This is a genomic window from Pseudomonas sp. S10E 269, from assembly GCF_002798465.1.
GTDB classification, from domain to species: domain Bacteria; phylum Pseudomonadota; class Gammaproteobacteria; order Pseudomonadales; family Pseudomonadaceae; genus Aquipseudomonas; species Aquipseudomonas pergaminensis.
This window is the reverse complement of the sequence record NZ_PHIJ01000001.1, coordinates 4,823,680-4,840,800: the sequence shown is the minus strand read 5'-3', so window position 1 is coordinate 4,840,800 and position 17,121 is coordinate 4,823,680. Positions and strand designations below refer to the sequence as shown.

The following is a 17,121-nucleotide window of genomic DNA, read 5'->3' as shown; positions in this document are numbered from 1 at the left end:
GCTTATGTTTAAGCACGCATAGAACATATAGTCATACAATAAGAGAATCGATCATGCCTGATAAAAAGCCCGGCCTACGCTCTGCCCAGTGGTTTGGTACCGCCGACAAGAACGGCTTCATGTACCGCAGCTGGATGAAGAACCAGGGCATTGCCGACCATCAGTTCCATGGCAAGCCGATCATCGGCATCTGCAATACCTGGTCGGAGCTGACCCCGTGCAACGCGCATTTCCGCCAGATTGCCGAGCACGTCAAACGCGGCGTGATCGAGGCCGGTGGCTTCCCGGTGGAATTCCCGGTGTTCTCCAACGGCGAGTCGAACCTGCGCCCTACCGCGATGCTGACCCGCAACCTGGCAAGCATGGACGTGGAAGAGGCGATTCGTGGCAACCCGATTGACGGCGTGGTGTTGCTGACTGGCTGCGACAAGACCACCCCCGCGCTGCTGATGGGCGCGGCCAGCTGCGACGTGCCGGCCATCGTCGTGACCGGCGGGCCGATGCTCAACGGCAAGCACAAGGGCCAGGACATTGGCTCGGGCACGGTGGTGTGGCAGCTCAGCGAGCAGGTCAAGGCTGGCACCATCACGCTGGATGATTTCCTCGCGGCCGAGGGCGGCATGTCGCGTTCGGCAGGCACCTGCAACACCATGGGCACCGCCTCGACCATGGCGTGCATGGCCGAGGCATTGGGCACTTCCCTGCCCCACAACGCCGCGATCCCGGCAGTGGATGCGCGGCGCTATGTGCTGGCGCATATGTCGGGCATGCGTGCGGTCGAGATGGTGCGCGAAGACTTGAAGCTGTCGAAGATTCTCACCAAGGAAGCGTTCGAAAACGCGATCCGTGTGAATGCGGCCATCGGCGGTTCGACCAACGCGGTGATCCACCTCAAAGCCATCGCCGGGCGCATCGGCGTCGAACTCGACCTGGATGACTGGACCCGCATTGGCCGTGGCATGCCGACCATTGTCGACCTGCAACCCTCGGGGCGCTTCCTGATGGAAGAGTTCTACTACGCCGGTGGCCTGCCCGCCGTGCTGCGCCGTCTCGGTGAAGCCAACCTGATCCCGCACCCGAACGCCCTGACCGTGAACGGCAAGTCCCTGGGCGAGAACACCCAGGACTCGCCGATCTATGGCCAGGACGAGGTGATCCGCACCCTCGACAACCCAATCCGCGCCGACGGCGGCATTTGTGTATTGCGCGGCAACCTGGCGCCGCTGGGTGCGGTTCTCAAGCCGTCAGCCGCCAGCCCGGCACTGATGCAGCACCGAGGCCGCGCAGTGGTGTTCGAGAACTTCGACATGTACAAGGCGCGCATCAACGACCCGGAGCTGGACGTCGACGCCAACTCGATCCTGGTCATGAAAAACTGCGGCCCCAAGGGTTACCCAGGCATGGCCGAAGTCGGCAACATGGGCTTGCCCGCCAAGCTGTTGGCCCAGGGCGTGACGGACATGGTGCGGATTTCCGATGCACGCATGAGCGGCACCGCGTACGGCACGGTGGTGTTGCATGTGGCGCCGGAAGCCGCTGCCGGCGGGCCGTTGGCCACGGTGCAGGAAGGTGACTGGATCGAACTGGACTGCGCCAACGGCCGCCTGCACCTGGACATTCCCGACGCAGAGCTGGCAGCACGCATGGCTGACCTGGCGCCCCCACAGAACCTCATTGTCGGCGGCTATCGCCAGCTGTACATCGACCATGTGCTGCAGGCCGACCAGGGCTGCGACTTTGACTTCCTGGTGGGCTGCCGAGGGGCTGAAGTCCCCCGGCATTCCCACTAATTGGGATGCTATGATGCTGCGAATTCAAGCCAGAGCCTCCCCGTAGTCATGGATCACCAGCCGCCCAAGCCGCGCAAGAGCCAGCATGCCCAGATCGTTCAGGACTTGGGCATGCACATCGTTTCCGGTCGCTTCAAGCCTGAAGAACGGCTGCCCATGGAGGCCACGCTCTGCGAGGAGTACCAGGTCAGCCGCTCGGTGTTGCGTGAGGCTACCCGCGTGCTCAGTGCCAAGGGCCTGGTGTATTCCAAGCCACGGGTGGGCGCGGTGGTGCGGCCTCGGTTGAAATGGCACCTGCTCGACCCGGACGTGCTGTCCTGGTTGATGCAGTCCACGCCCCACAGCGAATTCTTCAACACCCTGGCCGGGGTGCGGCGCATCCTCGAACCGGAGATCGCCGCCATGGCCGCGACCACCGCCACCGATGAAGACATCGCGACCATCGAACAAGCCTACCTGGGCATGGAAACCGCGCAGACCCACGAACAGCTGCTACAGGCCGACCTGGACTTCCACCGCGCCATTGCCGACGCCACCCGCAACGACCTGCTGGCCTACATGTGCAACATGCTGTCGCTGCCGTTGCGTGAGTCGATCAACATCACTAACCGCCGCCCGGACATCCAGGGCCTGAGCCTGCCCCGGCACAAGGCGATCCTCACCGCAATCCAGAACCGCGACGCCCTGGGCGCGCGGCACGCGTCGCTGGTGCAATTGGATGACACGCGGGTGGCGCTGGATACGGTGATGAATGTGCTCACGCCGCTCTGAGCGCCAGGCCAAAACCACGCGCTATCAGGTGAACACCGATTCAAAATGTGGGAGCGGGCTTGCTCACGAATGCAGGGTGTCAGTCACTGAATGTATTGGCTGACACACCGCATTCGCGAGCAAGCCCGCTCCCACAGGTTTACCCGAGTACGCCTTATAGGGTGTAGGCGATCCCCACCTGAACGGTGCGGGGTTCGCCTGGGTAGGCATACACGTTGCCGAACGCTCCCTCTTCATACTCGCGATTGAACAGGTTTTTCACGTCCAGGTTCAGCCGTACCTTGTCGTTGACCTTGTAGTAGCCGAGCAGGTCGACCACGGTGTAGGCGTCCATCGAGAATGCCGTGTTCGACGTCTGCCCGGCGCGCTCATCCACGTATTTAGCGCCGGCCCCCAAGCCCAGGCCTTTCAGCGTGCCGTCCTGGAATTCATAGACGTTGAGCAAGCTGAAGCTGTTGCGCGGGATGTTCAGCAAGCGCGTGCCAGTGCGCAGGGTGTTGTCCTTGGTGACTTCGGCGTCGACGTAGGCATACCCACCGATCACGCGCCACTCGGGGGTGATGTTGCCTGCCACATTCAGGTCCAATCCGCGGCTGCGTACCTGGCCGGCGGCGACGCTGAAGGTGGAGTCCAGGGGGTCGGTGGTGAGCACGTTTTTCTTCTCGATCTGGTAGATCGCTGCGTCGACGCTCAACTGGCGATCGAGGGCTTCCCACTTGATACCCATCTCATAGGACTTGCCTTTCTCCGGCTCAAAACCGCCGCCCTGGCGGCTGGCACCAGTGTTGGGCTTGAACGAGCGCGCGGCGTCGGCGTACACCGCGACGGTGTCGGTGAGGTCGTAAATCACGCCAACGCGGGGGGTGACTGCATTGTCGCTGGCTTCCCAGCTTTTACCGCCTGGTACGTAAGTGTGGTAGTCGTGTTCGAAGCGTTCGAAGCGTGCGCCGGCCAGCACTTTGAGGCGTTCGGTGAGGGCCACCTGGTCCTGGACGAACGCGGCGTAGGTCTTGAGGTTTTCCTTGTCATGGGTCGGCGTGCGCGTGAGCGCCGGGCGCGCCTGGCCGTAGACCGGGTTGAAGATGTCGATGGCATAAGCGCCCACCGCGCCGCTGGAGCGCTGGATGATCGACTTGTAATCGTAGTCTTCGAACTCGACGCCGGTGAGCAGGGTGTGATCGAAGCCGGCCGTGGAAAAATGCCCGGTGAGGTTGAGCTGGGTATCTTTGTCGGTCCACTCCAGCTTGCGGTAGTTGAAGTTGCGACCCAGGGTGCGGCCGTCAGCAGCCAGGCCGTTGGCTTCGATGGCGTTACCTTGCAGGGTGCCGTCCAGCCATTGGAAACCGCCGCCCAGGGTCCAGTTGTCATTGAGCAGGTGTTCGAAACGCAGCTGGGCCATGCTGTTGTCATTGTGCAATTTGCCGACGTCTTTGTCGCCCCAGAAGGTGTCGCGCGACGGCGTACCCTTTTGATTCGGGTAACGTGTCAGGCCACGGTCCAGCGGGTGATTATTGCGCATGAAATCACCTTCGAAGATCACCTTGGTGGCATCGGTGGCTTGCCAGGTGATGACCGGGGTCACGCCGTAGCGTTCGGTTTCCACATGATCACGGAAGGTGTCGCCGCCCTCGCCCACCACGTTCAGGCGATAGGCCAGGCGGCCCTGTTCGTCCAAAGGGCCCGATGCGTCGAGTGTGGCGCGCTGCATGCCCTGGTCATCCAGCTGGCTGCCGAGGGTCACGGTCGGCTCGGCCAATGGCTGCTTGGACACCACGTTGAAGGTACCGCCAGGATCGCCCCGGCCATAGAGCATGGTTGCCGGGCCGCGCAGGACTTCCAGACGTTCAATGGTGTTGGCGTCGGGCATGTTCGGATAGCCGCGGTTGATCGGGAAACCATTGCGGTAGAACTCGCCCGTGGTAAAGCCGCGCACAGTGAAGGTGGTGAGCCCTTGCCCGCCGAAGTTGTTGGCACGGCCAACGCCGCCGGCATAGTCCAGGGCGTCTTGCAGGCGGGTGGCGCCGATGTCCTCGACCACCGCCTTGGACACCACACTGATGGACTGCGGGGTTTCGTGGATCGAGGTGTCGGTGCGCGTCGCACTAGCCGAGCGGGTGGCGTGGTAGCCCTGCACCGGTCCCTGGGCGGTTTCATAATCGGCAGTGCCGGTGATGCTGGTGGCTTGCAGCTCGATCGTGGCTCTTTCAACCGGCTCGAGCTGCGCCCAGCTCAAAGGGGAAAACGCTTGAAGCACACACACGGAAACCAGGGTACGACGCATGAGATGAACCTAGTGAAAGAGCCAGATGGAGCGGCATATCTGCCAATTTTTGTGCGGCGCAGGGTATACCAACTTTCACACCATTGATATGCATTCTCATTTGTCATGTTCAAATTTGTGCAAGCGTGCGCACGGTGGCGGCTAAGCTCAGGGTTCAGCCGGAGGATCCAGCCATGTGCGGACGACTTTCGCAGTACCGCGGCATTCATGATTTTGTGGCGGCCTTGAGCATGCCCAATGCCCTCGCCGATTCGGCGGGCGATCAGGCCCGCTACAACGTCGCGCCCTCCACCCTGGTGACGCTGCTGCATCTGGACAACGAGGTGCTGCACGCCGACCGCGTGCGCTGGGGCTGGCGGCCGCATTGGGCCAAGGACCGAGCAGCGCCGATCAACGCCCGCGCCGAAAAAGTCGCCCACGGTGCGTTCTTCCGGGCGATCTGGCCACACCGTGCGATAACGCCGGTGGACAACTGGTTTGAATGGGTGGATGAAGGCGGCCCGAAAAAGCAGCCTTACCTGATACGGCGAAGGGACGGCGCGCCCGTGCTGTGCGCCGCCATCGGCCAGCTACCCGACGCCGATGAAGGCGCGGGCGAGCACGATGGGTTTGTGATCATCACCGCCGACAGCGCCGGCGGCATGGTCGACATCCACGACCGCCGGCCGGTGGTGCTCAACCCGGCACTGGCGCGTGAATGGCTGGACCCGGCGACAACCAAGGGCCGGGCCGAGCAGATGGTGCTGTTCCAGGGAGAACCTTGCGATGTGTTCGAATGGTTCAGGGTGGACACGGCGGTAGGCAATACGCGCAATGATGGGCCCGGTTTGCTTGAGCCCGTCGGCGATCAACCTCAGCGATAGCGTTCCAACCAATGCGCGTAAGGCGCAGGCAAGGTCCACGACGACTTCTCAACCCCCAGTTCCTTGGCTGCAAAGTACGCCCAATGCGGGTCTGCCAGGTGTGCACGGCCCACTGATACCAGGTCCAGATGCCCGGCCTGCAACGCGCCTTCGGCCAGTTGCGGGGTGCCAAAGCCCCAGGCCGAAGTCACCGGGATACCGGCTTCACGACGCACACGCTCAGCAATCGGCCCCATGAATGCCGGGCCCCACGGGATGTTGGTGTCAGGGATGGTGAACCCGACGCTGACGCTCAGCAGGTCCAGGCCACCGGCTTTGAAACGACGGGCCAGTTCGATGGATTCGGTGAGGGTCTGCTCGTCGCGGCCATCGTATTCGATCACGCCGAAACGCGCGGTGAGCGGCAGGTTTTCCGGCCAGACTTCACGCACGGCGGCCAGGGTTTCCAGGAGGAAACGGCTGCGGTTGTCGAAGCTGCCACCGTAGGCGTCGGTGCGCTGGTTGGAGTGTTCGGAGAAGAAGCTCTGGCCCAGGTAACCGTGGGCGAAGTGCAGCTCGATCCATTCGAAACCGGCGTCGCGGGCACGGCGGGCAGCGTCGACGAAGTCCTGGCGCACCCGGGCGATGTCGTCCAGGGTCATCGCGCGCGGCACCTGCGGCAGGTTGGCACCGAAGGCGATGGCCGAGGGGGCGATGGTTTCCCAGCTGCGGGCATCGGAGGCGGCGATATGGTCGTCACCTTCCCACGGGCGGTTGGCGCTGGCCTTGCGACCGGCGTGGCCGATCTGGATGCCCGGCACCGAGCCGGCAGCCTTGATAGCCTTGACCATCGGCACGAAGGCCTCGGCGTGCGCATCGCTCCAGAGGCCGGCGCAGCCCGGGGTGATGCGGCCTTCCGGCGCGACGGCGGTGGCTTCGACCACCACCAGACCGGCACCGCCACGGGCCATGCTGGCCAGGTGCACCAGGTGCCAGTCATTGACGATGCCATCTTCGGCCATGTACTGGCACATCGGCGGGATAGCGATGCGATTGCGCAGGGTGACGTCTTTGAGGGTGAACGGTTCGAACAAAGCGGACATGGAGAACTCCAGGAGCGAGTGAGTGATTCGATAGTTCGATGGTAATCGAACTATGGTATTCAACGATACCCCCCTGTTATGATTCATTTCATGCGAGCCTTTAAACACCCTCCCCTTGAAGACCTGACCCTCGAACGCCTGCTGTACGCGTTGAGTGATCCGGTGCGCCTCGACATCGTACGCTGCCTGGCGGGTGTGCCCGAGGCCACCTGTGGCGAACTGGACGGCGGACGGCCCAAGTCAAGCATGTCCCATCACTTTCGCGTGTTGCGCGACGCCGGGCTGGTGCACACCCGCAGCGTGGGGACCACTCATCTGAATTCGTTGCGTGCCGAGGTGCTTGAGGAACGCTTTCCCGGTTTACTCGGGTGCATCCTCGCGCAGCACTGAGCCAGGATCAGGCTGGCGGATCACCCTCCCCCTGCACAGCATCACGGCTCGGCGCACCGCCGAATTTGAGTGCACCAATCCGCCCTTGCAGCTGGTCGACAAATTGCTGCGCCTCCAACCGTGTGTTGAACATCATGCTCAGGTCACCCAGGCGCAGCAGGCAACCCTTGGGTGAATCCACGTCTTCCAACTCAATCTTCATACGTCCTCGCTGATTTAATTGGCACAGGCAGGCGTGGTCGCAGAGGCTCGCCATCCAGGTACACGCAGTCCTTGCCATTGCGCTTGGCTGCGTAAAGGTTTCTGTCAGCACATTTGAGTACCGTCGACAGGTCGGCACCCGCCGAAAAGCGCGCCATGCCCGCACTGCATGTGTAGTGGTGCGGCGGCGCGACACTGCACCGGATTGCCTGCAGCAGGCACAGGGCAAACTCGCTGGCGACGTCTGGGTCATCCCCCACCACCAGGACGCCGAACTCTTCGCCGCCGATTCGACCGAAGCTGTGGCTACCCTTTGTGGACTTCAGGCAAGCGGCCATGGCGCAAAGGATCTTGTCGCCAATGTCGTGACCGAATTGGTCATTCTTCAACTTGAAACTGTCGATATCCAGCATCATGAAATGACCGCTTTGCCCTGTTTCGATCAGTTTTTCGAAATTTTCCATAAAGGCGCGCCGGTTCAATATGGAGGTCAAATAATCGGTTTCCGCCAATTCGCGAAACTCACTTTCAACCAACAACACAGAACGCAGGTTTTTCAAGTAAGAAAAGTTCAGGTTAAAACCGAGCAGCACTGAAGACACACAAAATATCAACAGATACATCTCCAGCCCACCCGGCAAGCCTGTTTCAATCACCGCCCACATTACCCACCAGATTAATAGCGCACTGAATAAGTAATCATGAACGCTCACAAACAGGATGGAACTACTGATCACCAATGTTACGGTCAGCGGCAGTGACAATATGCGCAACTCGGGATTGGATCGAATAACATATGCGAAGCCGACCGACAGCACCACAATATAAACAACACCCAGTGCACGCCACATGAGAAAGTTAACGACAGCACGGTGCAACCTGTAAACCGCAAGCAACGTGAGTGTGCAGAGTGCAGCGTAAAAACCAAACACTTCCAGGGGATTAATCAACAGCACCGCCAACCACGCGACGATGCCGATCAACTGCGCTTGCGCCACCGCGGGTGACAGCAACCGCTGCATCCTCGGTCTAAGCTTTAAACTGGCCGGCATCCTGACACTCCCTGCGCATAAGCTGCCTAACTGTTGTGGATCTGGCTCAGTTCAACACTGTGCAGACCAGACGCAAACGTAAACGCCATGAACCTTCGCACCAGGCTAATAAACGGCGGCAGCACCTCCAGCTGGGTCTTGGAATGAATTTTGAAATAGCCCTTGTCGGCGCCCTCCTGTACCAGGCGGATCACATGGGTTTTGGACACGGAAAGCTGCTGTGCCAGCGCCAGGTAAGAAGACGATCTGAAACTTGCGCCATTGCTGCCCTGCCCGCAGGCGTCGTTATAAATAGCCAGCATCAGCATGTGGCCGCCGTCGCGCTTGACCAGCCAATAGCACTCAGGCAACAGCACATCAATTGCCAGCTTATTGTTCAGCAGCATCGCATAGCCTTTGAAGTAGAGGGCCAGGAATGCCCGATCATCCAGTTCGCGCAATTGCGTGAACACCGCTCGTTCAGGGCACATCACCGCCAAGGGGTCGGTGATGGACGTCATCATCACCCTCACCTCTCGGCACGCCTGCGTTGATGGCGTGAAGGTCCGGAAGCGGCTGTCTTCCGGATTCACCCTGACGTGCATGAAGCCCAGCGCCCTGAAGAGCAGGAAAATGGATTCGAGGCTGTTTCTCGAACAGAACCCCTGTGCAACGCAGAAGGCTTTGACTTCACACAACAACGGCATCGGCTTGGAAAAGTATTCGCTCAACAAGGCGAAAGACACCATCAAACGGCTGTACTTAAGCGCACTTTTATAGAAAAACGGTCTTTTCGAATAGTTATCGAGCAACACCGCGTAGTGCGCCCGAATGCTCGATTCAAAATCCACATGCCGCTCAAATGCCTGCGCGGAATGATCGATTGCCAACTTCAACGACCTGACACACATGAGATAGAGCCCTGATCAAACAACTTCAATTCACTGATCTTGGCCGCAGGTTCTCTGCGCCCAGGTCTCACAACAACTCACGTCGTAAACGCTGCCAGTGCTGGCGTTTTGCCCGTACGCAATGTATCGCGATTACTTCACATGACATCATGGCTACCAAAATTGTTCCAAAATCTTCCTCACCATGACATCTATATGTCCGTCCGCACTCTTGTGACATTTGCTTACATCTAATCCCAACCCTACCAAATATGGTCTTAAGCGCCACCATATAAATACGCTAGGGTCTCGCAACTGCTCAACTAACAAGAAGTTAGCTTGCAGACGCAGCGTCGTAGCAAATAACTAACTCGTCGCCATCAAGGCCTACGTTTCGAGCGGATTAAACCCATGAAACTTTCGACGAAACTCGGCATTGAGGTGGTCAGTGCCATTGATAAAAACACAGTACTCGCCCGAATGAGAAACCGTCATGAATAGCTCGATCAACCTGTTTGCCGACACTATTGAAACCAAAATCAACCAAATCGTGGAAAACGCGCGCGTTTTGCAGCAACACGGGCATGAAGTCATGGCGGGCAACGTCATTGAACAAGCGCATGTCGTGCTGGCAGCGCTTGAGGTGCTGCGCCAGAAAGAGATCGACATTCGCGGCACTTAAACGATTCAGGCGCCAGGCGAACCTTTGCCGTTAACCCGCGTCCGAGCTTAAGCACTGTTGCTTACCGCTCGCGAGGTTCTCGTTTGAAAGCCGCCATCATCAAAAAGTACCGCCTGATCATAAAGACCATGGGCTACGTGGGTTGGGCGCTGTTCTGGCTGTTGTTGTGGGACGTCGCCGTCACCGTGGACTTCATGCTGTTCCTCACCTACAAAATCAATCTGCCGCTGATGCCCCTGACCCTGCTGGGTTCGGCGCTGGTGGTGCTGATCAGTTTTCGTAACAGCAGCGCCTACAACCGCTGGTGGGAAGCCCGTACCCTGTGGGGCGCGATGGTCAACAACTCGCGCAGTTTTGCGCGCCAGGTGCTGACCCTGCTGGACGATCCCGACGACGAAGTGAACCCGGTCAAGGCCACCCTGCTGCGCCGCCATGTGGCCTATGTGAATTGCCTGGCCGCGCACCTCAAGGGCCAACCGTGCCCCGAAGAAGTCCGCGCGTTTATCCCCGGCGATGAGTTTGCGCGTAACGGCGCCACCAACAACTTTGCCAACGATATCCTCACCGGTTCAGCAGCGTTGCTGGCACGGGAGTACAAGGTCGGTCACCTCGACAGCATTCGCCTGGCACGGCTGGAGTCGACCCTGGTGGATTTGTCCAACGCCCAAGGCGGCATGGAACGGATTGCCAACACCCCACTGCCCTACCCCTACGTGTATTTCCCGCGCCTGTTTATCTCGCTGTTCTGCCTGATCGTACCGGTGGGCCTGGTGGAGTCCCTGGGTTGGTTCACCCCGCTGGCCTCGACGGTGGTGGGCTTCATGCTGCTGGCCATCGAGCGCATCGGCACCGACCTGCAAAGCCCGTTCAACTCCAGCGAACACCAGATCCAGATGGACACCATCTGCGAAACCATCGAGAAAAACCTGCAGTCGATGCAGCGTGATGCGCTGGGTGGCGAGCGCATCGGTTAAACCCTCCCTTCGGCCTCAAGTGCGTGCTCCCTCAGTCGATATACAGGGAGTACGCATGGGCCACACCCCTCTCATAACAACACATGCGACGCTCGACGCTACTGTTTTCTCCTTGCCAAAATTATAAATACCCGCGGGTGAAGTCATGAATATCAAGCAAAAGCTGACCTGGGCATTTGCGGCCATCGCGTGCGTGCCGGTTATCCTGGTGGCCGTGCTGGTCGTGTTGAATCTGCGCGAGGGGGCCCAGGCCAATTTCCTCGACAGCAGTGGCCGCGAGATCCGCCAGATCGACAATGGCATGAAGCAGTTCTTCGATGGCATCAGCCAAAACGTCGACTATGTGGCCAAGGACCCGCGCGTTGTCGCGGCCAAGGACCTCAAGAGCTACGCCGGCGCCGACGCCGCACAAATCCCTCTCACGCCGACCAACACGGCGCTGCTGGAGATTTTCGACCAGTTCGCCAAAAGTCATCCGAGCACCGCCTACCTGTCCCTGGGCTTGAAGGACGGCGGCTACGCCAGTTGGCCCGACGATACCAAACTGAACAATTACGACCCGCGCGTCCGCCCCTGGTACCAGGCAGCCATCGCCGCGCCGGGTAAAACCGTGCGCACCGGCGCCTACTATTGGGCGCCGGACGATGTGACGCTGATCGGCACCGTACACACCGTCGCCGACGCCACCGGGAATATCCTCGGCGTGGTCGGCCTGGACGTGTCGCTCAAGCAACTCACCGAACTGGTGCGCAACATCAAGCTGGGCGACAGCGGCTACCTGATGCTGGTGGAAGGCAACGGCAACGTGCTGGTCGACCCCAGCGATGCCAAGCACAACTTCAAGCCCCTGGCCGACCTGGGCCCCAACTACGCCGAACTGGCCAAGCGCGGCGACGGCGTAAGCCAGATCGACATCAATGGCGTGGCCTACATGGCCAACATGGTCAGCTCCAAAGACCTCGGCTGGCGCTTTATCGGCCTGATCAAGCGCGACGAAGTGATGGCCGGCGCCACCCGCCTCACCTGGTTGATCGCGGCCATTGCAGCAGTGTTGGCCCTGGTATTCGCGATTGTCGGCGCCAGCTTTGCCAGCGTCATCGTGCGCCCGATCCGCGGCGTGGCCGACGGCCTGCAAGAAATCGCCGAAGGTGAAGGCGACCTGACGCGCCAGCTCAAGGTGCAAGGCAAGGACGAAACCGCCAGCCTGGCCGGTTGGTTCAACCAGTTCCTGAGCATGATCGCCCAGTTGGTGCAGCGCATCGGCAACGCCTCGTCCGACCTGCAGACCGCCGCCGCCGACACCAGTGAAGTGGCCCACAACATGAACCAGGCTGCCGGCCGCCAGCGCGAAGCCGTGGAACTGGTGAGCACCGCGTTCAATGAAATGGTGGCCACCGCCAACGAAGTCGCACGCTCCTGCAGCGCCGCCGCCACCAGTGCAGACGAAGGCTACCGCGACGTGCACGACGGCCAGCAGCACATCGGTGAGGCCACCGGCAGCGTGCTCAAGCTCAGCGAAGACCTGCAACGCTCCACCCAGACCATGCAGCAACTGGAGCAGGACAGTAAAAACATCAATACCATCCTCGACACCATCCGCTCGATTGCCGAGCAGACCAACCTGTTGGCGCTCAACGCGGCGATCGAGGCCGCGCGCGCCGGCGACCAGGGCCGAGGCTTTGCGGTGGTCGCCGACGAAGTCCGCGCCCTCGCCCGCCGCACTGCGGACTCCACCGGCGAGATCGACAGCCTGCTCGGCAACCTCGCCCGCCGCACCCAGGAAGTGACCCAGCAGATGCAAGGCAGCCTGTTGGTGTCTCACACCAGCGTGGAACGTATCCAACAGGCCCGCGACAGCTTCGACAAGATCCGCGGCTCGGTGGACTCGATCCGCGACCAGAACACCCAGATCGCCACCGCCGCCGAAGAACAACACCAGGTGGCCGAAGAGATCAACCGGCACATCGCGCAGATCCATGCCGATGCACAACTGGTGGAAGGCTTCGCCCACTCGGCGCAGACCGGATCAGGGCGACTGACGGATATTTCGGGTCAGCTCAAGGGGTTGGTGGGGCGGTTCAAGTTCTAACAGGCCGGCGAGTTCGCAGAGCAACAGGTTATCGCGAGCGGACTTGCTGTAGTGAGCGGGCTTGCCCCGCGCTGGGCTGCGAAGCAGCCCCCTATAAGGCCACCGAGTTAATCCAGGTAGATCTCGGTGTCCGGATTGGGGGCTGCTTCGCAGCCCAGCGCGGGGCAAGCCCGCTCACTACACGTTGCGTGCGCCTTTAAGTATCACATCAGATCCTGGGCGACATTTAGCCACACGCCATCATCGCAGCACCTGTAATAGTCTATTGCAGGACTCTAATGTACTAACCAGTTACTTATCTTGCTAAAATCGCGTCTTTGCCCTCTCACATTCGAGTCCTTTCGACATGAAACGAGCATCGCGCGCCGCTGGCGCCTCTAGATTATTACTGCTGGGCCTGGGCGTGATCATCGCCCTGCTCGGCCTTGCGCTGGCCATTGGCGGCGTCAAACTGGTCAGCCTGGGAGGCTCCTGGTACTTCCTGATCGGCGGCGCGGTCATGGCGATCGCCGGGCTGTTGATTGCCGCTCGCAAGCCGGCGGGTGCCTGGCTGTTCGCGGCCTTCCTGGTCGGCACGGCCATCTGGGCGGTGGCGGATGTGGGCCTGGTGTTCTGGCCCTTGTTCTCCCGCGTGTTCATGTTCGCGGCCATCGGCATGGTGGTGGCACTGGTTTACCCATGGCTCGTCAATCGGCCTGCACGCGGCGCCTATGCCGTGGCGGCGGTATTGGCGGTGGGCGTGGCAGTGGCGGCAGGCAATATGTTTGTCGCTCACCCAAGCGTCGCACCGACCGGTGCCGGCCCTGGCATCACGCCGGTGGCTGCAGCGGATGCGCAGAAAGACTGGGCGCACTACGGCAACACCGAAGGTGGCAGCCGCTTTGCCGCGCTGGACCAGATCAACCGTGACACGGTCAACAAGCTCAAAGTGGCCTGGACCTATCACACCGGTGATGTAGCCATCAGCGACGGCAACGGTGCCGAAGACCAACTGACGCCCCTGCAGATCGGCAACAAAGTGTTCATCTGCACGCCGCACAACAACCTGATCGCCCTGGACGCCGACACCGGCAAAGAGCTGTGGAAGAACGAGGTCAACGCCAAATCGGCGGTGTGGCAGCGTTGCCGTGGCATGGCCTACTTCGACGCCACCGCGCCAGTTGCCCAGCCGACCCAGCCCAACAGCTCGCCGATCATTGCCGCCAGCGTTCCCGCCGGTGCGCAGTGCCAGCGTCGCTTGCTGACCAACACCATCGATGCACGCCTGATCGCCGTGGACGCCGACACCGGCAAGTTCTGCGAAGACTTCGGCACCCATGGCCAGGTGGACCTGAAAGCCGGCCTGGGTAACGTGCCGGACAGCTACTACCAACTGTCCTCGGCACCGCTGATGGCCGGCACCACCGTGGTGGTGGGCGGCCGCGTGGCCGACAACGTCCAGACCGACATGCCCGGCGGCGTGATCCGTGGCTTCGACGTGATCACCGGCCAGATGCGCTGGGCTTTCGACCCGGGCAACCCGGAAGACAAAAAAGCCCCGGCCGACGGCAGCACCTATGTGCGCAGCACCCCGAACAGCTGGGCGCCGATGTCCTATGACCCGCTGATGAACACCGTGTTCTTGCCGATGGGCAGCTCGTCCACCGACATCTACGGCGTGGAACGCACCCAGCTCAACCACAAATACGGCGCGTCGGTACTGGCACTGGACGCCTCCACCGGTACCGAAAAGTGGGTGTACCAGACCGTCCACAATGACCTGTGGGACTTCGACCTGCCGATGCAGCCAAGCCTGATCGACTTCACCCCGCCAGGCAGCGACAAAGCCGTGCCTGCCGTGGTGATCGGCACCAAGGCCGGGCAGATCTACGTGCTCGACCGCGCCACCGGCAAGCCGCTCACCGACGTGCAGGAAGTCCCGGTCAAGGCCGCCAACATCCCTAACGAACCCTACTCGCCCACCCAGCCAAAATCGGTCGGCATGCCACAGATCGGCGCACAGACCCTGACCGAATCGGACATGTGGGGCGCCACTCCCTACGATCAGCTGCTGTGCCGCATCGACTTCAAGGGCATGCGCTACGACGGCCTGTACACCGCGCCAGGCACCGATAAATCCCTGAGCTTCCCGGGTTCGCTGGGTGGCATGAACTGGGGCAGCATTTCCACCGACCCGGTGCACGGCTTTATCTTCGTCAACGACATGCGCCTGGGCCTGTGGATCCAGATGGTGCCGTCGCAGAACAAGGCCCAGGCCTCGTCCGGTGGCGAAGCGCTGAACACCGGCATGGGCGCCGTGCCGCTCAAGGGCACACCGTATGCCGTGAACAAGAACCGCTTCCTGTCGGTAGCCGGCATTCCGTGCCAGGCGCCACCGTTCGGCACCCTGACCGCGATCGACATGAAGACGCAAAAGGTCGCCTGGCAAGTACCGGTCGGCACCGTTGAAGACACCGGCCCCCTGGGCATCCGCATGCACCTGCCGATCAAGATCGGCCTGCCAACCCTCGGCGGCACCCTGTCGACCCAGGGCGGCCTGATCTTTATCGCCGGTACCCAGGACTTCTACCTGCGCGCCTTCAACAGCGGCACTGGTGATGAAATCTGGAAAGCCCGCCTGCCCGTCGGCAGCCAAGGCGGCCCGATGACCTACGTGTCGCCGAAAACCGGCAAGCAGTACATCGTCATCACCGCCGGCGGCGCACGCCAGTCCACCGACCGCGGCGACTACGTGATCGCCTACGCCCTGCCATAACCCCCTTCAGGCGCGGTGCCCCTCGCACCGCGCCTTTTGCCTTGGAAGAACCCGCATGACCCCCTCTTCTCATCTTTCCCTTGGGCGCCTGCTGCTCGGCCTGGCCCTGGGTGCCGCGCTGCCTGTGCAAGCCGATGACACCACCCTGACCGGCGACTGGGGCGGCCTGCGCCGTGAACTCGACGAGCAAGGCATCCGTTTCACCGGCGACTACAGCGGCGAAACCGCTTACAACGCCCACGGCGGCCAGCACCGCTCGGCGCGTTACTCGCAAAACCTCAAGCTCGGTGTGCAGTTCGACCTGGGCAAGCTCTACGGCTTGACCCATGGCGACCGCATCCAGCTCACCGTCAACGACCGTCGCGGCAACAGCGCCTCCGAGGACCTGGTGGGCAACCGCCTACCGATCCAGGAAAACTACGGCGGCCTCTATACCCGCCTCACCGAGTTGAGCTACGAACGCACGCTGTTCACCCCGGCGCTGAACGTCAAGCTCGGCTACATGGCCATGGGCAATGACCTTGGCGGCCTGGACAGCGGGATTTTGTGCAACTTCATGAACGCCGGTTTCTGTGGGCACCCACTGAACATGTCCGGCGGCAGCGGCTGGACCAACTACCCCAACGCACGCCTGGGCGCACGAGTGAAATATGACTTCGCGCCGTCTTGGCAGCTGCGCGTCGCCGCGTTCAACGTCGACCCGGACAGCAACGGCGACTCCAGCCGCGCCTGGCACTTGAGCCCCAAGCACACCACCGGCACCGTGGTGCCCATCGAGCTGGTGTACAAGCACGCAGGCCGCCTGCCAGGGGAATACAAACTGGGCTATTACTACGACAGCTCCGACGTCAAACGCATCGGCAGCAACAAGGAGGTCAGCGGTCGCGGCGGTCACTACCTGCTGGTCGACCAGGCGGTGTGGGCGTCCGACGCATCCGCCGGCCGCGTGCTGCATGCCTTCGGCCAATATTCGGCAGCCAGCGAAGCAGCCTCGCCGTTCAGCAAGTGGTATGGCGCGGGCGTGGTGCTGTACAAACCGTTCGAAGGCCGGCCGCGTGACACCCTGGCCCTGGGTTATGGCCGTGCCGTACCCAACCCGCGCAGCCGCGATGTGCAGGAACTGGCCGCCTTCAACGCCGGGACCGACTACCCCAGCCTGAACAATGCCGAGCAGTTGATCGAACTCAGCTACGGCTACCAGGCCACCCCCTGGCTGACCCTGCGCCCGGATGTGCAATACATCATCGAGCCGGGCGCGTTTTCTGGCGAGAATATCGATAACGCGCTGGTGTTGGGCCTGCAGGTCAAGGCGGTGTTCTGAA

Annotated in this window: 13 protein-coding genes and 2 pseudogenes; 10 read left to right on the top strand and 5 right to left on the bottom strand. The window is 61.4% G+C overall.

What is annotated here, in order from left to right; genetic code table 11:
* Positions 1-53 precede the first annotated feature (53 nt).
* The gene (locus CWC48_RS22545) at positions 54-1,790 is read left to right on the top strand and encodes an IlvD/Edd family dehydratase (RefSeq protein WP_099491878.1); all 1,737 of its coding nucleotides are present in this window, start codon (positions 54-56) and stop codon (positions 1,788-1,790) included.
* 48 nt (positions 1,791-1,838) lie between these two features.
* A complete protein-coding gene (locus tag CWC48_RS22540; RefSeq protein WP_078049097.1) occupies positions 1,839-2,561 on the top strand; it encodes a FadR/GntR family transcriptional regulator in 723 nt (240 codons plus the stop codon).
* Between the two features lie 154 nt (positions 2,562-2,715).
* On the opposite strand, the gene CWC48_RS22535 is transcribed toward CWC48_RS22540, so the two are convergent.
* Entirely contained in the window at positions 2,716-4,842 is a 2,127-nt protein-coding gene (locus tag CWC48_RS22535; RefSeq protein WP_100490356.1) for a TonB-dependent siderophore receptor, read from the bottom strand.
* A 173-nt stretch (positions 4,843-5,015) separates the two neighbouring features.
* On the opposite strand from CWC48_RS22535, the gene CWC48_RS22530 reads away from it, so the two are divergent.
* Entirely contained in the window at positions 5,016-5,705 is a 690-nt protein-coding gene (locus CWC48_RS22530; protein WP_100490355.1) for an SOS response-associated peptidase, read from the top strand.
* On the opposite strand, the gene CWC48_RS22525 is transcribed toward CWC48_RS22530, so the two are convergent.
* Positions 5,696-6,787: an NADH:flavin oxidoreductase/NADH oxidase gene (locus CWC48_RS22525; protein WP_078049100.1), complete on the bottom strand. Its 1,092-nt coding sequence runs from the start codon at positions 6,785-6,787 to the stop codon at positions 5,696-5,698. The genes CWC48_RS22530 and CWC48_RS22525 overlap by 10 nt on opposite strands.
* A 78-nt stretch (positions 6,788-6,865) precedes the next feature.
* Between CWC48_RS22525 and CWC48_RS22520 the strand changes: the two genes are divergently transcribed.
* Positions 6,866-7,177: a helix-turn-helix transcriptional regulator gene (locus tag CWC48_RS22520; RefSeq protein ID WP_078049101.1), complete on the top strand. Its 312-nt coding sequence runs from the start codon at positions 6,866-6,868 to the stop codon at positions 7,175-7,177.
* 7 nt (positions 7,178-7,184) lie between these two features.
* On the opposite strand, the gene CWC48_RS22515 is transcribed toward CWC48_RS22520, so the two are convergent.
* The 3 genes from CWC48_RS22515 to CWC48_RS22505 are packed head-to-tail and all read right to left on the bottom strand — an operon-like array spanning position 7,185 to position 9,299.
* A complete protein-coding gene (locus CWC48_RS22515; protein ID WP_100520203.1) occupies positions 7,185-7,379 on the bottom strand; it encodes a hypothetical protein in 195 nt (64 codons plus the stop codon).
* The gene (locus CWC48_RS22510; RefSeq protein WP_100490353.1) at positions 7,369-8,430 is read right to left on the bottom strand and encodes a GGDEF domain-containing protein; all 1,062 of its coding nucleotides are present in this window, start codon (positions 8,428-8,430) and stop codon (positions 7,369-7,371) included. Before CWC48_RS22510 ends, CWC48_RS22515 begins: the two co-directional genes overlap by 11 nt.
* A 26-nt stretch (positions 8,431-8,456) precedes the next feature.
* Complete coding sequence (locus tag CWC48_RS22505; protein WP_256581733.1) at positions 8,457-9,299, bottom strand: hypothetical protein; 843 nt, start codon at positions 9,297-9,299, stop codon at positions 8,457-8,459.
* Between the two features lie 493 nt (positions 9,300-9,792).
* On the opposite strand from CWC48_RS22505, the gene CWC48_RS22500 reads away from it, so the two are divergent.
* The 6 genes and pseudogenes from CWC48_RS22500 to CWC48_RS22480 all read left to right on the top strand — a co-directional run bounded on the left by CWC48_RS22500 (position 9,793) and on the right by CWC48_RS22480 (position 17,120).
* Entirely contained in the window at positions 9,793-9,981 is a 189-nt protein-coding gene (locus tag CWC48_RS22500; RefSeq protein ID WP_100490351.1) for a hypothetical protein, read from the top strand.
* Positions 9,982-10,064: 83 nt separating this feature from the next.
* Positions 10,065-10,955, top strand: coding sequence for a bestrophin family protein (locus CWC48_RS22495; RefSeq protein WP_010211227.1), 891 nt, complete (start codon positions 10,065-10,067; stop codon positions 10,953-10,955).
* Positions 10,956-11,100: 145 nt separating this feature from the next.
* Positions 11,101-12,180: pseudogene (locus CWC48_RS30940) on the top strand (cache domain-containing protein); the annotation flags it as partial.
* Positions 12,181-12,501: 321 nt separating this feature from the next.
* A pseudogene (locus CWC48_RS30935) lies at positions 12,502-13,044 on the top strand (methyl-accepting chemotaxis protein); the annotation flags it as partial.
* A gap of 346 nt (positions 13,045-13,390) precedes the next feature.
* Complete coding sequence (locus CWC48_RS22485; RefSeq protein ID WP_100490349.1) at positions 13,391-15,799, top strand: glucose/quinate/shikimate family membrane-bound PQQ-dependent dehydrogenase; 2,409 nt, start codon at positions 13,391-13,393, stop codon at positions 15,797-15,799.
* Between the two features lie 55 nt (positions 15,800-15,854).
* The gene (locus CWC48_RS22480; RefSeq protein ID WP_100490348.1) at positions 15,855-17,120 is read left to right on the top strand and encodes a carbohydrate porin; all 1,266 of its coding nucleotides are present in this window, start codon (positions 15,855-15,857) and stop codon (positions 17,118-17,120) included.
* The last annotated feature ends 1 nt before the right edge of the window (position 17,121 follow it).